We start from the raw sequence: 16225 nt of genomic DNA on the forward strand, positions 1-16225 counted from the left end.
CACCAGCGTCCTGTTCGCCATGCTCCGCGACGGAACCTTCTACGAACCCAGGAGCCCCCGCATCGCTTGACGAAAGACATAGAGGCACCCCCCCGGGTACGTCTGGCTGCTCCTGTCACCGTCACGGGGGAGGGCGGGCCCGGGCAAGCGCCGGCGTCGTGGCGCGGGCCACGACCGGCTCGGCGAACCGTCCGGGAAGGGTTTCGCCAGGGCCGCGCCCACCCGCGCCAGGCGGCGCGCGGGGCGTGCTTCCGCTCGGTGACCGGCGGGTCCGGGACGTGCACGGCGCCCGGCGCGACCTCCGCGCGCTCCCGGCGATACGGCCCGTCCTGTGTGCCCCACGCTGTCCACGGCCCCTGAGCTGCGGCTCCGCTAGCCTGGACGCACGATGAGCGACCGTATGACGACACCGTGGGGCGAGGCCGAGCTGACCCGCTTCCCCGAGGACCCGCGCGACCGGCTGCGTGCCTGGGACGCCTCCGACGCGTATCTGCTGCACCATCTCGCCGAGGAGCGGGTGCCGCTCACGGGCACGGTCGTGGTGGTCGGGGACCGGTGGGGCGCGCTGGTCACCGCGCTGGCGGAGCACCGGCCGACCCAGATCACCGACTCCTTCCTAGGCCAGGAGGCGACCCGGGCGAACCTGCGGCGGGCCGGCGTGGAACCGGGCGCCGTGAGGCTGCTCACCACCCAGGATCCGCCGCCGGAGCGGGTGGACGTGCTGCTGGTGCGGGTGCCCAAGAGCCTGGCGCTGCTGGAGGACCAGTTGCTGCGGCTGGCCCCGGCCGTGCACGCGGACACGGTCGTGGTCGGCACCGGCATGGTGAAGGAGATCCACACCTCGACGCTTCGGCTCTTCGAGCGGATCCTCGGGCCGACCCGGACCTCGCTGGCCCGGCAGAAGGCGCGGCTGGTCTTCTGCACCCCGGACCCGGCGCTGGAGCGGCCCGCGAACCCGTGGCCGTACAGCTACACCCTCCCGGACGGCATCGGCGCGGTGTCGGGGCGCACGGTGGTCAACCACGCGGGCGTCTTCTGCGCCGACCGGCTGGACGTCGGCACCCGCTTCCTCCTGGAGCACCTGCCCGGCCCGGGTCCCGGACGGGTGGTGGACCTCGGCTGCGGCAACGGCGTGGTCGGTACGGCGGTGGCGCTGGCCGATCCGACGGCCGAGGTGCTGTTCGTGGACGAGTCGTACCCGGCGGTGGCCTCGGCGGAGGCGACGTACAAGGCGAACGGGGTGCCGGGGCACGCCGAGTTCCGGGTCGGGGACGGGCTGGCCGGGGTCGCCGCCGCCAGTGTGGACCTGGTGCTGAACAACCCGCCGTTCCACTCCCACCAGGCGACCACGGACACGACGGCCTGGCGGATGTTCACCGGGGCGAAGCGCGCGCTGCGGCCGGGCGGCGAGCTCTGGGTGATCGGCAACCGGCACCTCGGCTACCACCTGAAGCTGAAGCGACTGTTCGGCAACAGCCAATTGGTCGCCAGCGACCCGAAGTTCGTCGTGCTGAAGGCCGTCAAGAGGGCGTAGGGCGGCCGCCGGCAGTGCGCGGCCCCGGCCGCCTCGTCCCGGCCGCCGCCGTCGCGCCGGGGCGGGAGCGGCGGCCGGGCGAAGGAAGATCAGCCGACCATGCGGGCGAGAATCAGCCGGCCGTGCGGGAGAGGACGCCGATGATCCGGGTCACCTCGCGGGCCATCGCCTCCCGGCCGACGGTGAGGTACTTGCGGGAGTCGACGGCCTCGGGGTGGGCGGCGAGGAACGCGCGGATCGCGCCGGTCATCGCGATGTTGAGGGCCGTGCCGACGTTGACCTTGGCTATGCCGCCGCGGACCGCCGCCACCAGCCCCTCGTCCGGCACCCCGGAGGAGCCGTGCAGGACGAGCGGCACGGCCAGCGCGGCGGACAGCCGCTCCAGGAGCGCCTGGTCGAGCACGGCGGTGCGGGTGGTCATGGCGTGCGCGCTGCCGACGGCGACGGCCAGGGCGTCGACGCCGGTGCCGGTGACGAAGTCCCGGGCCCGGCCGGGATCGGTACGGGCGCCGGGCGCGTGCGCGTCCAGCGGGGGCCGGCCGTCCTTGCCGCCGATCTGCCCCAACTCGGCTTCGATCCAAAGCCCTTGGGCGTGCGCCCAGTCGGCGGCGGCACGGGTGGCGGCCAGGTTCCCGGCGTACGGCAGGCGGGCCGCGTCGTACATGACGGAACCGAACCCGGCTTCGGGCGCCTGGCGCAGCAGCTCGTCGCTCTGCACGTGGTCCAGGTGCAACGCGACCGGTACGGCCGCCTGTCCGGCCGCCGCGACGGCGGCGCGGGCCAGCGGCAGGAGCCGTCCGTAGCGGAACTTGACGGCGTTCTCGCTGACTTGGAGGACCACGGGTGAGCCGGCCGTTTCGGCGCCGGCGATGACGGCCTCGATGTGTTCCAGGGTGATGACGTTGAACGCGGCGACGGCGGTGCGGGCCGCGGCGGCCCGGGTGATCAGCTCGCCGGTGGGCACGAGGGGCACGAGGTGTCCTTCCTCTTCCTTCCCTGTTCCTCCTGAAGGGCGGCGGACTCAGGGGGCGAGGATCACCGAGCGGGTGAGGTGGCGGGGCCGGTCGGGGTCGAGTCCCCGGGCGGCGGCGACCGCGACCGCGAGCCGCTGCACGCAAACCAGTTCGGCGAGCGGGTCCAGCGTCCCCTCGATCCACGTGCCGCCGGTGGCGCGGACCTGTGCGGCGAGTCCGTCGGGTGCCGTGCCGAGCATCCAGGTGGCGGTGCCCTCGGTGGTCACGCTGATCGGGCCGTGCCGGTACTCCATCGCCGGGTACGCCTCGGTCCAGGACAGGGAGGCCTCGCGCATCTTCAGTGCGGCTTCGCTGGCGAGCCCGACGGTCCAGCCGCGGCCCAGGAAGGTGAACTGGGCGCATTCCACGAGCCCTTCGGGCAACGGGGCGGCGAGGGCGGTGCGCGCGTCGGCGACGGCGGCGTCGGTGTGCAGGCCGAGGTGGGCGCGCAGCAGGGTGACCGCGGTGGTCGCGAACCGGGTCTGCACGACGGAGCGTTCGTCGGCGTAGTCCAGGACGAGGAGGTCGTCCACGGCCGCCACGACCGGGGTGCCGGGGTCGGCGGTGACGGCGGTGGTGCGGGTCCGCCCGGCCAACGCGCCCAGCAGCTCCAGCACTTCGGTGGTGGTGCCGGACCGGGTGAGGGCGACGACCCGGTCGTACGACCGCCCGTGGGGGAACTCCGAGGCGGCGAACGCGTCGGTCTCGCCCTGTCCGGCACCCTCGCGCAGCGCGGCCACCGCCTGGGCCATGAAGTACGAGGTCCCGCACCCGACGACGGCGACCCGCTCCCCCGGCCGCGGCAGCGCGTCCCGGTGGCGTCCGGCCTGCTCGGCCGCCCGTGCCCAGCACTCCGGCTGGCTGTTCAGCTCGTTCTCGACATGGGTCATGCCCACACCCTCCCCTTGCTGATTGTTCCTGCAAGATATAGCGAGCTTTCGAACACAATCAAGCATTCGAGGGGGTGCGCTAGGGTCGCCGGGAGACGGAAAGCGATCGAAGAGCGGCCGGAAGGTCACCACCCGGCGACCGGGAGATCGTCCGGAAGAGGGGAACGGAGGCTGCGGATGTCCCGGGACGCCCGCTGGAAGGCGCTGCTGGAACTGCTCGTCGAGCGCGGCCGGCTGGACGTCGAGGAGGCCGCGGCCGAGCTGGCGGTGTCGGCGGCCACGATCCGCCGGGACTTCGACCAGCTCGCCGAACAGCAGATGCTGGTCCGCACCCGGGGCGGGGCCGTGGTGCACGGGGTGTCGTACGAACTCCCGTTGCGCTACAAGACGGCCCGCCGTGCCTCCGAGAAGCAGCGCATCGCCAAGGCGGTGGCCGAACTCCTCGCGCCGGGCGAGGCGGTGGGGCTGACCGGCGGTACGACGACCACGGAGGTGGCCCGCGCGCTGGCCGTGCGCGGTGACCTCGCCACCGGTTCGCCGGCGCTGACCGTCGTCACCAACGCGCTCAACATCGCCAACGAGCTGGCCGTACGCCCCCAGTTCAAGATCGTGGTGACGGGCGGGGTGGCGCGCGCGCAGTCGTACGAGCTGATCGGTCCGCTCGCGGACGGGGTGCTGGGCCAGATCACGCTCGACGTGACGGTGCTCGGTGTCGTCGGGTTCGACGCCGCGCACGGGGCGGCTGCGCACGACGAGGCGGAGGCCGCCGTCAACCGTCTGCTGTGCGAGCGCGCCGAGCGGGTGGTGGTCGCCGCCGACTCCAGCAAACTGGGCCGCCGGGCCTTCGCCCGGATCTGCGGGACGGAGCTGGTGGACACGCTGGTGACGGACGCGGCGGCGGAGCGCGAGACGGTACGGCGGTTCGAGGAGGCGGGCGTGCGGGTGCTGACCGTGTGAGACACCGGGCCCCGGCCCGGACACGGCCGCGCGCTTCCGCCGCGTCGCCACCCGTCTCGCCCCGCCCTCGGCGAGGCGCCCTCAGAACCCGCTGAGATCCGCCTTCACGAACCCCGCGCCCCGCTGGTCGTTGCAGCTCGTGACGGCCCGGCCGACCGGGTCGGGCCAGGTCTGCGGGGCCTGGAGCGCGACGCTCACCAGCGTCAGCAGCAGGTCGACATCGCTCGCGGCGTCCAGGCGCAGGGTCACCCACGGCGAGCCGGGCACGATCCTGATCGCACCCGAGTGTTTGAGGTCCTTGGCGAACCGGCGGACGGCCCGGTCGGTGAGCAGCAGATCGACATCGCGCTCGGAGTGGATGTGCACGATCTCCCCCAGGACCGAACTCACCGCCTGACCCAGACCGCAGCTCGGCACGGTCTGCCTCAGATCCGGCCAGGTCGCCAGTTGCGCGAACGCGCGCGAGCCCAACGTCATGGGGCCATCATGGCGCGCTCACCCGCCCGCAACCAGCTCGTGAGCAAGCATTAACCGACCCGTATCCGCCTCGCGCCCCGCATATCGCACACGGATTCCCACCCCGAACAAACCTGCCCACACGCCTGGTTGACCATCACCGTCGCGGACAGCCGGGGGAAACCGCAGGTGACTTGCGTACGGAGACCACCGCTCCGGTTCCGCGTCCCGGGACGGCCCGCGTCCGGGTGCGTCCGGCCCGCCGGATGCGCCCGGCGCGACGACTCCCGAACGGATGAAGCCTCGGACGCCGGTTCGTCATCAGGACGCCTCCGGGCCGCCGTAGCCGGCCGGCCACGCCCAGCCATCCCGGCCGCGTCCCTTGCCCGCCCTCCGCCCCGCTCGTACGCTGCTTTTGTGCCGAAGCTGAACAAAACCCGGGGGCACCACGTCGTGCCGGAGCGCGGACTGACGGCACTGCGGGTGGCGATCACCGCCTTCTTCGCACTGGACGGTTTCCTCTTCGCGGGCTGGGTCGTCCGGATCCCCGACATCAAGCACCAGACGCACGCCTCCACCGGCGCCCTCGGCCTCGCCCTGCTCGGCGTGTCCGCGGGGGCCGTGTTCACCATGACGCTGACCGGGCGGCTGTGCCGTCGCCACGGCAGTCATCCGGTGACCGTGGTGTGCATGGCGGTGCTCGCCCTCAGCGTGGCCCTGCCCCCGCTCACCCGCTCGGCACCGGCGCTGGGGGCGGTCCTGCTGTTGTTCGGGGCGGCCTACGGCGGTGCGAACGTGGCCTTCAACAGCGCGGCCGTCGATCTGATCGCCGCCCTGCGGGGGCCGCTCATGCCCGGTTTCCACGCGGCCTTCAGCCTGGGCGGGTTGGTCGGCGCCGGCGTCGGCGGGCTGGCCGCCGGCGTCCTCTCCCCCACCCGCCATCTCCTGTGCCTCACCGTGATCGGGCTGCTGGTCACGGCCGTCGCCGGGCGCACGCTCCTGCGGTACGAGCCGCCGGCACCGGCGGAACGCGCGCGGGGGGCGGCAGGACCGGAGGGCGCGAGGGCGGGACGGGGCGGTGCGACGGCGGTGGGACGGGGCGGTGCGACGGCGGGACCGGGCGACGCGACAGCGGGGCCGGACGACGCGACAGCGGGGCCGGACCGCATGGCGGCGGGGCCGGATGACGCGGCGGCGGTCCGGCGGGGTGAGCGCGGGCTCGTCGTCGGCTTCGGGCTCGTCGCGTTGTGCACGGCCTACGGCGAGGGCGCGCTGGCCGACTGGGGCGCGCTCCACCTCCGGCAGGACCTCGCGGCCCCGGCGGGCACGGCGGCTGCCGGGTACGCGTGTTTCGCGCTCGCGATGACCGTCGGCCGGCTGTCGGGGGCGGCGCTGCTGGCCCGGCTCGGCCGGGCCCGGACCGTGATCGCCGGCGGCGGCGTCGCGGCGGCCGGCATGCTCCTCGGGTCGCTCGCGCCCTCCGTCTGGGCGGCGCTGACCGGTTTCGCGGTGACCGGACTCGGCCTCGCCAATCTCTTCCCGGTCGCCGTGGAGCGGGCGGGCGCGCTCACCGGCCCGTCCGGTGTCGCCGTCGCCTCCACGCTGGGCTACGGCGGCATGCTGCTCGGGCCGCCCGCGATCGGGTTCATGGCCGACTGGTTCTCCCTGCCCGTCGCGCTCACCAGCGTGGCCGCGCTGGCGGCGACGGCCGCCGTCCTGGGCTTTTCCACGCGCCGGGGTCTCGGCTGAACCAGCGTGACCGCGCGCACCGGTACCGGACCGGCTGGGGTTCGCGCGGCCGTCGTTCCAGCGGGACGAGTAGGGTCGCCTGACAGCTCGTACAGGTCAAGGACAAGAACAAGGACAAGGGGGTGGCCGGCCATGACCATGTCTCGGCCCGGCGTCTCGGCTGACCTCGATTCCTCCCTCGGGGTCGCCGACTTCATCGAGATCCTCGACCGTGAGGGCCGGTCGCTGGCGGCGGCGGCCGCCGCCGCGGGACCCGACGCCCAGGTGCCGGTGTGCCCGGAGTGGCAGGTGCGCGACCTCGTGCGGCACGTCGGCCTCGTGCACCGGTGGGCCACCGCTCTCGTCGCCGAACGCGCCGACGCACGCAGGCCGTTCGGCGATCCGCCGGCGCTGGACGGCGACGAGCTGGTCGACTGGTACCGGGACGGCCATCGCCGGCTGGTGGACACCCTGGCCGCCGCCCCGGCCGACCTGGAGTGCTGGACCTTCCTGCCCGCGCCCAGCCCGTCACCGCTGGCTTTCTGGGCCCGTCGGCAGGCGCACGAGACGACCGTGCACCGCTACGACGCCGAACTGGCGCGCGGCGGCGCACCGTCACCCATCGCGCCGGACTTCGCGGTGGACGGCATCGACGAACTGCTGCGCGGCTTTCACGCCCGCTCCCGCAGCCGGCTGCGCAGCGACGAGCCGCGCGTGCTCAGGGTGCGGGCGGTGGACACCGGGACGGGTACGGACGCCGTGTGGACCATGCGGCTCACGGCCGAGCCGGCGGTGACCGTGCGCGCGGCGGGGGGCGACGCCGAGGCGGAACTGTCGGGCCCCGCGGACCAGTTGTACCTGGCGCTGTGGAACCGGAGGGACTTCCCGCGGGTGAGCGGTGACCCGTCGCTCGTGGCTCTGTGGCAGGAGCGGGCCGGGGTCTGAGGTCCGGTCAGCGGGCGTCGGCCAGCATCCGGACCAGCACCGCGCGCTGTACGGGCCGTACCTCACCGTGCAGCGCGCGGCCCTTCGCCGTGAGGGACACGCGCACTCCGCGCCGGTCCTCCGGACACATGCCCCGCTCGACGAGGCCGTCCTTCTCCAGGCGGCCGATGAGCCGGGACAGCGCGCTCTGACTGAGGTGGACCCGGTCGGAGATCTCCTGTACGCGGTAGACGCAGCCGGTGTCGGAAGCCGGGCCGGCGGCCAGCAGGTCGAGCACTTCGAAGTCGCTCGCGCACAGGCCGTGTGCGTGCAACACCCGGTCCAGTTCGCACTGCGTGCGGGCGTGCAGCGCCAGGATCTCCCGCCACTGCTCCACGAGCCCCTGCTCGGCCTTCGTCGCCGCCATAGCGGCACGGTAGCAGAGAACCCCGTTCATTGCATCGTAATTTAATGCGTTTGCATAGGCTTGCCCCGCTGGTCCGGCCTGATCCCGCCTGGTCGGCCTTGCCTCGCCGGGCGCCTCGCTGCGAGGCTGACGGCATGGATACGCACGGGGGCCGCCGTTCCGGGGCGGAGCGGGACGCGATGACGGTCGAGATCGGGTACGCGCTGGTCAGCGCCGGATTCGCGGCGGCGGTGCTGTTCGGCGCGGTGGCCGGGCCCGCGCTGCTGTTCGATCTGCCCGCCCTGCCGGCCACGATCCTGCTCCGGGTGGGCGCGGTGGCCGCGGCGGTCGTGTTCGCGGCCCGGGTGGTGAGCGTCCTGATGCGCTTCCAGCGGCCGGTCCAGCCCGGCCCACCGGGTCACGCCGGCCGCGAGCGGTAGGGCGGGCACAGCCAGTAAAACGGTTACGGCCGGCGCGGCGGTACGGCCAGTAGGACGGTACGGCCGGCAGGGCGCGGCCCCGGAAGCCCGGCCGCACCCTCGCCGACCCGCCCGCCGGCCCGCGCGGGCCGGCGGTAAGCGGGCCGGCGGTAAGCGGGCCGGCGGTAAGCGGGCCGGTCATCAGTCGGGCGGGCGGTGTCCTCAACCGACGAGGTCGGATCCCCGGCCGTCAGGAACCGACGGGGTCCTCCGCCGACGCGGCCGGTGCCGCCGGCTCGGCCGGTGCGGTCTGCCCGCGGTCCCGGTCCAGTGCGGTCAGCGCGCGCTGGGCGATCGGGTGCGAGCGGACCAGTTCGCCGAGCGAGGTCGAGCCCTGCGTGATGTCCCGGAACGCGCGCCAGGCCGGGCGGAAGCCGGTGAGCGCCGCGTGGAAGAGACCCGGGCGCCGCTCGAACACGGACAGCAGCCGCTTGCCGACGCTCATCTCGACGCCGAGCCCGGCCTTGACCGCGAACGCGTAGTTCAGGGCCTGGCGCCGGGTGTCCACGGCATCGTGCGCCTCGGCGATGCGCACCGCCCACTCGCCCGCCAGCCGGCCCGACCGCAGCGCGAAGGAGATGCCCTCGCGGGTCCACGGCTCCAGCAGACCGGCGGCGTCCCCGCAGACCAGCACCCGGCCCCGGGACAGCGGCGAGTCGTCGGCGCGGCAGCGGGTCAGATGCCCGGAGGAGATGGCCGGCTCGAAGCCGGCGAGACCGAGCCGGGCGATGAAGTCCTCCAGGTACCGCTTGGTGGCGGCGCCTTCGCCGCGCGCGGAGATCACGCCGACGGTCAGCGTGTCGCCCTTCGGGAACACCCAGCCGTAACTGCCCGGCAGCGGGCCCCAGTCGATCAGGACGCGGCCCTTCCAGTCCTCGGCGACGGTCTCCGGCACCGGGATCTCCGCCTCCAGACCGAGGTCGACCTGGTCCAGCTTCACGCCGACGTGGGCCCCTATCCGGCTGGCGCTGCCGTCGGCGCCGACCACCGCGCGGGCCAGCACCGTCTCGCCGCCCTGCAGCACGACGGCGACCGTGCGGCGGTCCGGCACCGCCGAGCCGTGCTGCTCGACCCGCTGGACCGTGACGCCCGTCCGCAGCTCGGCGCCCGCCTTCTGGGCGTGCTCGACGAGCTGCTGGTCGAACTCGGGGCGGTTGACCAGCCCGAAGAGCATCTGCCGGGAGCGGCGGGTGCGCGAGAAGCGGCCGTTGTGGGAGAAGGTGACGGCGTGCACACGGTCACGGAAGGGCAGTTCGAAGCCGGGCGGCAGCGCGTCGCGCGAGGGGCCGATGAGGCCGCCGCCGCACGTCTTGTACCGGGGCAACTCGGCTTTCTCCAGCAACAGCACGCGCCGTCCCGCGACCGCCGCCGCGTAGGCGGCCGAGGCGCCCGCCGGGCCCGCGCCCACCACGACGACGTCCCACACCCGCTGCACGTCGTCCGCCGAAGAATTGTCGCCGCTCACGATGGTCTACCGCTCCGATCAAGCCGCTGCCAAGTGTCCTGTCGCATCCTACGGCGACCGTCCGCGCAGGTCGCTGTGGGAGGATCGGTGTACTCACCCCCCGTACGACGTCGCACCCACGAGGAGCGTGCCCATGCCGTCGAATCCGGTCGCCGAGACCGTCGCCTCGCTGCTGCCCCGGGCCAAGGCGGAACTGGCCGAACTGGTCGCCTTCAAGTCGGTGGCGGACTTCACCCAGTTCCCGAAGAGCGAGAGCGAGGCCGCCGCGAACTGGGTCGCCGACGCGCTGCGCGCCGAGGGATTCACGGACGTGGCCCTGCTGGACACCCCGGACGGCACGCAGTCCGTGTACGGCCATCTGCCGGGCCCCGAGGGTGCGAAAACGGTTCTCCTCTACGCGCACTACGACGTGCAGCCGCCGCTGGACGAGGCCGGCTGGGACACTCCGCCGTTCGAGCTGACCGAGCGCGACGGCCGCTGGTACGGCCGCGGGACCGCCGACTGCAAGGGCGGCTTCCTCATGCACCTGCTCGCCCTGCGCGCCCTGAAGGCGAACGGCGGGGTGCCGGTGCACGTGAAGGTGATCGTCGAGGGCTCGGAGGAGCAGGGCACGGGCGGTCTGGAGCGGTACGCCGAGCAGCACCCCGAGCTGCTGGCGGCGGACACCATCGTCATCGGCGACGCGGGCAACTTCCGGGTCGGGCTGCCGACGGTCACCACCGCGCTGCGCGGCATGACCCTGCTCCGGGTGCGGGTCGACACCCTGGCCGGCAACCTGCACTCGGGCCAGTTCGGCGGGGCCGCCCCGGACGCGCTGGCCGCGCTGATACGGGTGCTGGACTCGCTGCGCGCCGAGGACGGCTCGACCACGGTGGACGGGCTGGACGCCACGGCGACCTGGAAGGGCCTGGAGTACGCCGAGGAGCAGTTCCGCAGGGACGCCAAGGTGCTGGACGGCGTCGGGCTGATCGGTGACGGCTCGGTCGCCGACCGGCTCTGGGCCCGCCCGGCCGTCACCGTCCTCGGCATCGACTGCCCGCCGGTCGTGGGTGCCACCGCGTCGGTGCAGTCGAGCGCCCGCGCCCTGGTCAGCCTGCGGGTGCCGCCGGGCACGGACGCGGCGGAGGCCACCAAGCTGCTCCAGGCGCACATCGAGGCGCACGCCCCGTGGGGCGCCCGGGTGAGCACCGAGCAGATCGGACAGGGCCAGGCGTTCCGCGCCGACACCTCCAGCCCCGCGTACCAGGCGATGGCGGACGCGATGGCGGTGGCCTACCCGGGCGAGACCATGAGCTACGCCGGCCAGGGCGGCTCCATCCCGCTGTGCAACACCCTCGCCGGGCTGTACCCGCAGGCGGAGATCCTGCTGATCGGGCTGAGCGAGCCGGAGGCGCAGATCCACGCGGTCAACGAGAGCGTCTCGCCCGAGGAGCTGGAGCGGCTGTCCGTCGCCGAGGCGCTGTTCCTGCGCAACTACGCGGCGGGCTGAGCCCTCCCGTCCACGGCGGCCCCCGGGCGCATACCAGGGGGCGGCCTGTTTTTGGGCAGGCCGCCCCGGTTCCGGGACGCGCGGCCGCGGGTTCGACCGGCCCCGTGGAGGAGCAAGGCCCTCGGTCGGCGGCCCGTGGACCGGCCTCGTACAGGAGAAGGGCCCCCGGCCGGCGATCCCTGGGCGCCCGGCGGCCCGCGGACGCCCGGCGGCCCCTGGGGCCGGGTCAGCCGACCGGTACGCCGGCCTCCAGGTAGAGGGCGCTGCCCCGCTCCCGGGCGCGCAGGGCCCAGCGCAGCCGCTCGTAGCGGACCGGGGGCAGCATCGTGGCGGCCTCCTGCTCCGTGGCGAACCGCCAGGCGCGCAGCTCCGGGCCGGGCAGCAGCACCCGGGACGCCTCGCCGGGGCCGAGCCGGCCGCCGTCGAACAGCAGCCGCAGTCCGCCGAAGCCGGGCGGTACGGGCCGCTCCCAGTCGACGACCAGCAGCCGGGGCACCTCGCGCAGGTGTATCCCGGTCTCCTCGGCGACCTCGCGCATCCCGGCGCGGGCCGGTGGCTCGCCCCGCTCCACCACACCGCCGGGGAACTCCCAGCCGGGCTTGTAGGTGGGGTCGACGAGCAGCACCCGGTCGTCTTCGTCGAAGAGGAGCACCCCGGCGGCGAGCGTCTCCCCGGTCGGCTCGGGCGTCTGCACGATGTCGCAGGCGGGTACGGCGCCGCTGCCGACGGCCTCGGCGATACGGACGGCGGTCTGGTACGGCGTGAGGCCGCTGGTGTCGAGCAGGTGGGCGTCGGCGGTGAGCCAGGCGGCGAGGGCCGCGCGGTAGGGCTCGATGTGGCCGTCACCCCACTGTCGCGTCCGCAGCTCGCCGTCCGGCGCGTCGGACGACACCTTGCGTCCGGCTATTCGCTCTCGCAGGATCGTTTCGGCCGGGGCGAGCAGCAGATGGTGCACAGGAATCCGGCGGGCGGCGAGGCCGCCGAAGATCTCGTCGCGGTACTCCTGGCGGAGCAGGGTCATCGGCACCACGAGGGTGCCGCCCAGTTCGGCGAGCATCGCGGCGGCGGTGTCGACCACGAGCCGGCGCCAGATCGGCAGGTCCTGGAAGTCGGCGACCTCGGCGAACCGCTTGGGCGGCAGCAGGTGCGTGAGCGCCCCGCCGATGACCTCGGGGTCGAAGAGCGCGCTGTTCGGGATCAGTTCGATCAGTTCACCCGCGGTGGTGGTCTTCCCCGCACCGAACGCGCCGTTGATCCAGACGACGGTCACGGACTCCCCCTCTTCTGTTGGCCCCCTGAGGCTTGCCCGCTCCACCCTGCCACGGAAACCCCCCGCCGTTGAGGGCGCCTGTCCGCGCACACAGGTGTGCCGGCGCCCCCTGCGGCGGGGACGCCGGCACACGGGCCGTACGGCGGCGGGGTCAGTCCTGTCCGAGCGGGCTCTCGTCGACGGACAGGCTTCCCTGGCTGACGAGGTGACCGGCCGTCTGCACGGTGTCCGGTACGTCGAGGTCGCCGAGGGCCCCGCCGTCCGCCGCGTGGGACGGGGTGACGGCGGCCACGACGAATCCGGCGGCGAGGGTGGCGAGGGCGAGCATGCTGCGCTTCTTCATGCGCTGATCAACTGCGCGCAAGGGCCGGGGGTCACGGATCGACCGCGCACAAAGGCCGGGGGGTCTCGCGGAACACGGCACTCGCGTGGGACCGACGATGCGGAGCCGGGGCTCCGGCGGCCGGCGGGGCCGGGCCGGCCGGGCACCGCCGGCCGCCGCGGTGAGCGGCGTCTAAGCCGGGGACCGTAGGGAAATACTGACCTGCATGACCGATCAGATTCGGGGAAACACCGTCCGTGACACCGCGGCAGGGGGACACCACCGGTTCCTCCAGGACGCACCGCGGCTGCGGAGACTGGTCCGTGACCTGGTCGGCGGCATCGCCATCCTGTCCGCACTCGGTGCGGCCGCCGGTGCCGGTGTCCCGATCGCGCTCGCCCTCTGGCGACAGGAGCCGTGGCTGCTGAAGCAGTACGAGGACCACTTCGCGGCTGTCGTCGGACTGCCCGCCTGCGCACTTCTCTCCTTCCTCCTCGTCGTCCTGCTCGAAGCCCGGTACGACAAAGTGGAGATGGAGTTCTTCGGGGTGGTGCGCTTCCGAGGCGCCGCGGGACCGATCATTCTGTGGGCGTTCTGTTTCTTCATCATGGCGTGCGGGGTGAAGATGCTGTGGTGACCGCGGTCCGGACCGATCCGGCGGGTCCGCGCCCTCGGATAGCGGCCGGGAAGCCTTGACCGGCGAAGCGCACAGACCCGAACGTCGGCACCATCCCTGACGGACCTCTTCCAACATAGTCCGACAGGTCCTACCGTAAACGCGCACTGATGACGCGTGCATGCCGTCATCTGCCGTTCGCGAGTGGGAGGAACGTCGACGATGCGTCACCCTCACGACCGCACCACCAGCACCACCCGGACGACCCGCCGCAGACTGGCCGGAGCCCTCACCGCCGGCCTGCTGTGCGCGGCGGGCCTCGCGGCCCCCGCCCTGGCGGCCCCGGCCCGGCCCCCGGCGGCCCCGGCCGCTCCCGCCCCGGCCGACGGCCTGGCCCTCACCCCGCCGATGGGCTTCAACAACTGGAACTCCACGCAGTGCGGGGCCGACTTCGACGAGGACATGGTCAAGGGCATCGCGGACCTCTTCGTGGCGAAGGGCCTGAAGGACGCGGGCTACCAGTACGTCAACCTGGACGACTGCTGGGCCCTGCCGGACCGCGACGCGGACGGCCGTCTGGTGCCCGACCCGGCGCGCTTCCCCGGTGGGATCAAGGCGGTCGCGGACTACGTCCACGCCAAGGGGCTCAAACTCGGCATCTACACCAGCGCCGGCACCAAGACCTGCAGCAACACGGGCTTCCCGGGCGCCCTGGGCCACGAGTACGACGACGCGCGGCAGTTCGCCGACTGGGGCGTGGACTACCTGAAGTACGACAACTGCAACAACCAGGGTGTGGACGCCCGGCAGCGCTACCGGACCATGCGGGACGCGCTCCGGGCGACCGGCCGGCCCATCGTCTACAGCATCTGCGAATGGGGCCAGAACAAGCCGTGGGAGTGGGCCGGCGACGTCGGCCAGCTGTGGCGCACCACCGGCGACATCAGCGACAACTGGAGCTCGATGCTGTCGATCCTGAAGCAGAACCTCCCGCTCGCGCCGTACGCCGGTCCCGGCCACTGGAACGATCCCGACATGCTGGAGGTCGGCAACGGCGGCATGACGGACACCGAGTACCGCTCGCACTTCTCGCTCTGGTCGGTCATGGCCGCACCGCTGCTCATCGGCACGGACCTGCGCACGGCGTCCCCGGCGACCTACGACATCCTGGGCAACAAGGAGGTCATCGCCGTAGACCAGGACCCGCTCGGCAAGCAGGGCACGGTCGTCTCCTCCGGCGGCGGACGCTGGGTCGTCGCCAAGGAGATGAAGGACGGCAGCCGCACGGTGGCCCTGTTCAACGAATCCGGCACCGCCCAGCGGATCGCGACCAGCGCGAGCGCCGTGGGCCTGCCCGGCGCCGGCGGCTACGCGGTGCGCGATCTGTGGCAGCACCGCACCTACAACACCGCCGGTGCCCTCGCCGCGACCGTCCCGGCCCACGGCACGGTCCTGCTGCGCGTCTTCACCGACCCGCACTGGGCCGACCACCCGCCCGCCGTCGCCCTCGGCCTGGACGGCGGCACCTTGCTGCGGGCGGCCACCCCGGCCGCGCTGACCAGCACCGTCACCGACCTCGGGCGCACCACCGCGCACCGGGTCTCGGTGGCGCTCACCGGCCCCGCCGGCTGGACCGTACGGCCCGCCTCGGCGACCTCGGCCACCGCCCTGCCCACCGGCCGGACGCTGCGCACCGGCTGGCGGGTGACCGCCCCGGCCGGCACCCCGACGGGCTCCTACGGCCTGACCCTGCGCGCGAGTTACCGCTCGCCGTCCGGCACGGCGGTCACCGCCACGCTCCCGCTGACCGCGTCCGTCGTCGTAGCGCCGCCGTCCGGGACGTCGTACCTCGGCGATCTGCCGTGGCTGTCGGCGGTCAACGGCTGGGGGCCGGTGGAGCGGAACGCCAGCAACGGGGAGAGCGGCGCCGGCGACGGCGGCCCGCTGACCATCGGCGGGACGGTGTACGCCAAGGGGCTCGGCACGCACGCGCTCGGCGACATCGCCTTCTACACCGGCGGGGCCTGCGAGAAGGTGACCGCGTCGGTCGGCGTGGACGACGAGAAGGGCGCCAAGGGCAGCGTCGCCTTCCGGATCCTGGCGGACGACACGGAGGCCGCCTCGACCGGCGTCCTCACCAACGAGATGCCCGCCCAGTCGCTCACCGCGGACATCACCGGCGCCCAGGTGATCCGGCTCGTCGTCACCGACGGCGGGGACGGTGTCGACTCGGACCACGCGGACTGGGCGGACGCCCGGCTGACCTGCTGAACCGGCCCGACCCACGGCCGGACGGCACGGTCCGCTGCGCGTGCTCGGCGCGCGCGGAGGGACCCGGTGCACACGGCCACGCGGGGCTCCCCGGCGCTCCACCGGGAAGCCCCGCCCTCACCGTCCGCACCGTGGCGCCCGGCCGCTCCCGCACACGGCACGGTCCCATGTGATCAGAACGCCCGCATGCTCGGCGCAACGGAACCCGCTGCACACGGCCGCGCGGGGCTCCCCGGCACTCCGCCGCGGAGCCCGGCCACCACCGCCCACGCCACAACGTCCGGCCCGACAGCACCGCCCCCTCCCGCCACGACCCGACGCGACCAGGACACCCGCATGCTCGGCACAACGAAACCCGCTGCACACGGCCGCGCGGGGATCCCCGGCACTCCGCCGCGGAGCCCG

15 protein-coding genes are annotated in these 16225 nt (G+C 73.8%); 8 read left to right on the top strand and 7 right to left on the bottom strand.

Annotated elements, in window-relative coordinates:
- Positions 1-400 precede the first annotated feature (400 nt).
- Positions 401-1534: a methyltransferase gene (locus tag ACH4OA_RS25675; protein ID WP_397971157.1), complete on the top strand. Its 1134-nt coding sequence runs from the start codon at positions 401-403 to the stop codon at positions 1532-1534.
- Between the two features lie 112 nt (positions 1535-1646).
- Here the strand turns inward: ACH4OA_RS25675 and ACH4OA_RS25680 are convergent, their stop codons facing one another.
- Together ACH4OA_RS25680 and ACH4OA_RS25685 are read right to left on the bottom strand one after the other, a co-directional pair.
- Positions 1647-2507, bottom strand: a complete 861-nt coding sequence (locus tag ACH4OA_RS25680) for a ketose-bisphosphate aldolase (RefSeq protein ID WP_365878450.1) — start codon at positions 2505-2507, stop codon at positions 1647-1649.
- Between the two features lie 48 nt (positions 2508-2555).
- Positions 2556-3437, bottom strand: coding sequence for an SIS domain-containing protein (locus ACH4OA_RS25685; protein WP_397971159.1), 882 nt, complete (start codon positions 3435-3437; stop codon positions 2556-2558).
- Between the two features lie 177 nt (positions 3438-3614).
- Between ACH4OA_RS25685 and ACH4OA_RS25690 the strand changes: the two genes are divergently transcribed.
- Positions 3615-4394: a DeoR/GlpR family DNA-binding transcription regulator gene (locus ACH4OA_RS25690; RefSeq protein WP_397971161.1), complete on the top strand. Its 780-nt coding sequence runs from the start codon at positions 3615-3617 to the stop codon at positions 4392-4394.
- An 81-nt stretch (positions 4395-4475) separates the two neighbouring features.
- Here ACH4OA_RS25690 and ACH4OA_RS25695 read toward each other — a convergent pair whose 3' ends face one another.
- The gene (locus tag ACH4OA_RS25695; RefSeq protein WP_365878458.1) at positions 4476-4871 is read right to left on the bottom strand and encodes a luciferase family protein; all 396 of its coding nucleotides are present in this window, start codon (positions 4869-4871) and stop codon (positions 4476-4478) included.
- Positions 4872-5267: 396 nt separating this feature from the next.
- Between ACH4OA_RS25695 and ACH4OA_RS25700 the strand changes: the two genes are divergently transcribed.
- Both ACH4OA_RS25700 and ACH4OA_RS25705 read left to right on the top strand, forming a co-directional pair.
- Positions 5268-6599 (top strand): MFS transporter, encoded by a 1332-nt coding sequence (locus ACH4OA_RS25700; protein ID WP_397971164.1) that lies wholly within the window; start codon positions 5268-5270, stop codon positions 6597-6599.
- A 138-nt stretch (positions 6600-6737) separates the two neighbouring features.
- On the top strand, positions 6738-7523 hold the full coding sequence (locus tag ACH4OA_RS25705) for a maleylpyruvate isomerase family mycothiol-dependent enzyme (protein WP_397949344.1): 786 nt from the start codon (positions 6738-6740) through the stop codon (positions 7521-7523).
- 7 nt (positions 7524-7530) lie between these two features.
- Here ACH4OA_RS25705 and ACH4OA_RS25710 read toward each other — a convergent pair whose 3' ends face one another.
- Positions 7531-7929 carry a MarR family winged helix-turn-helix transcriptional regulator gene (locus ACH4OA_RS25710; protein WP_397939398.1) on the bottom strand — a complete coding sequence of 133 codons (399 nt, stop codon included), beginning with the start codon at positions 7927-7929 and terminating at the stop codon, positions 7531-7533.
- Between the two features lie 134 nt (positions 7930-8063).
- On the opposite strand from ACH4OA_RS25710, the gene ACH4OA_RS25715 reads away from it, so the two are divergent.
- A complete protein-coding gene (locus ACH4OA_RS25715; protein WP_397939399.1) occupies positions 8064-8348 on the top strand; it encodes a DUF6332 family protein in 285 nt (94 codons plus the stop codon).
- Between the two features lie 229 nt (positions 8349-8577).
- Here ACH4OA_RS25715 and ACH4OA_RS25720 read toward each other — a convergent pair whose 3' ends face one another.
- Positions 8578-9852, bottom strand: a complete 1275-nt coding sequence (locus ACH4OA_RS25720) for a geranylgeranyl reductase family protein (protein ID WP_397949339.1) — start codon at positions 9850-9852, stop codon at positions 8578-8580.
- A 133-nt stretch (positions 9853-9985) separates the two neighbouring features.
- Between ACH4OA_RS25720 and ACH4OA_RS25725 the strand changes: the two genes are divergently transcribed.
- On the top strand, positions 9986-11341 hold the full coding sequence (locus ACH4OA_RS25725) for a dipeptidase (RefSeq protein ID WP_397949340.1): 1356 nt from the start codon (positions 9986-9988) through the stop codon (positions 11339-11341).
- Positions 11342-11567: 226 nt separating this feature from the next.
- Here the strand turns inward: ACH4OA_RS25725 and ACH4OA_RS25730 are convergent, their stop codons facing one another.
- Together ACH4OA_RS25730 and ACH4OA_RS25735 are read right to left on the bottom strand one after the other, a co-directional pair.
- Complete coding sequence (locus ACH4OA_RS25730) at positions 11568-12611, bottom strand: NUDIX domain-containing protein (protein ID WP_397949341.1); 1044 nt, start codon at positions 12609-12611, stop codon at positions 11568-11570.
- A gap of 151 nt (positions 12612-12762) precedes the next feature.
- Entirely contained in the window at positions 12763-12954 is a 192-nt protein-coding gene (locus ACH4OA_RS25735) for a hypothetical protein (RefSeq protein WP_365878470.1), read from the bottom strand.
- 205 nt (positions 12955-13159) lie between these two features.
- Between ACH4OA_RS25735 and ACH4OA_RS25740 the strand changes: the two genes are divergently transcribed.
- Positions 13160-13570, top strand: coding sequence for a hypothetical protein (locus ACH4OA_RS25740; protein ID WP_397971167.1), 411 nt, complete (start codon positions 13160-13162; stop codon positions 13568-13570).
- Positions 13571-13771: 201 nt separating this feature from the next.
- Positions 13772-15820 (top strand): NPCBM/NEW2 domain-containing protein, encoded by a 2049-nt coding sequence (locus ACH4OA_RS25745; protein ID WP_397971170.1) that lies wholly within the window; start codon positions 13772-13774, stop codon positions 15818-15820.
- Positions 15821-16225 lie beyond the last annotated feature (405 nt).

It is taken from the genome of Streptomyces sp. NPDC017095, assembly GCF_044332325.1.
Taxonomy (GTDB): Bacteria; Actinomycetota; Actinomycetes; order Streptomycetales; family Streptomycetaceae; genus Streptomyces.

Excerpts from the sequence above, each read along its gene's own strand:
- ACH4OA_RS25705 (WP_397949344.1), top strand. The coding sequence starts at position 6,738 with ATGTCTCGGCCCGGCGTCTCGGCTGACCTCGATTCCTCCCTCGGGGTC.
- ACH4OA_RS25735 (WP_365878470.1), bottom strand. The coding sequence starts at position 12,954 with ATGAAGAAGCGCAGCATGCTCGCCCTCGCCACCCTCGCCGCCGGATTC.
- ACH4OA_RS25675 (WP_397971157.1), top strand. The coding sequence starts at position 401 with ATGACGACACCGTGGGGCGAGGCCGAGCTGACCCGCTTCCCCGAGGAC.
- ACH4OA_RS25740 (WP_397971167.1), top strand. The coding sequence starts at position 13,160 with ATGACCGATCAGATTCGGGGAAACACCGTCCGTGACACCGCGGCAGGG.
- ACH4OA_RS25695 (WP_365878458.1), bottom strand. The coding sequence starts at position 4,871 with ATGACGTTGGGCTCGCGCGCGTTCGCGCAACTGGCGACCTGGCCGGAT.
- ACH4OA_RS25745 (WP_397971170.1), top strand. The coding sequence starts at position 13,772 with ATGCGTCACCCTCACGACCGCACCACCAGCACCACCCGGACGACCCGC.
- ACH4OA_RS25725 (WP_397949340.1), top strand. The coding sequence starts at position 9,986 with ATGCCGTCGAATCCGGTCGCCGAGACCGTCGCCTCGCTGCTGCCCCGG.
- ACH4OA_RS25710 (WP_397939398.1), bottom strand. The coding sequence starts at position 7,929 with ATGGCGGCGACGAAGGCCGAGCAGGGGCTCGTGGAGCAGTGGCGGGAG.
- ACH4OA_RS25715 (WP_397939399.1), top strand. The coding sequence starts at position 8,064 with ATGGATACGCACGGGGGCCGCCGTTCCGGGGCGGAGCGGGACGCGATG.
- ACH4OA_RS25690 (WP_397971161.1), top strand. The coding sequence starts at position 3,615 with ATGTCCCGGGACGCCCGCTGGAAGGCGCTGCTGGAACTGCTCGTCGAG.
- ACH4OA_RS25685 (WP_397971159.1), bottom strand. The coding sequence starts at position 3,437 with ATGACCCATGTCGAGAACGAGCTGAACAGCCAGCCGGAGTGCTGGGCA.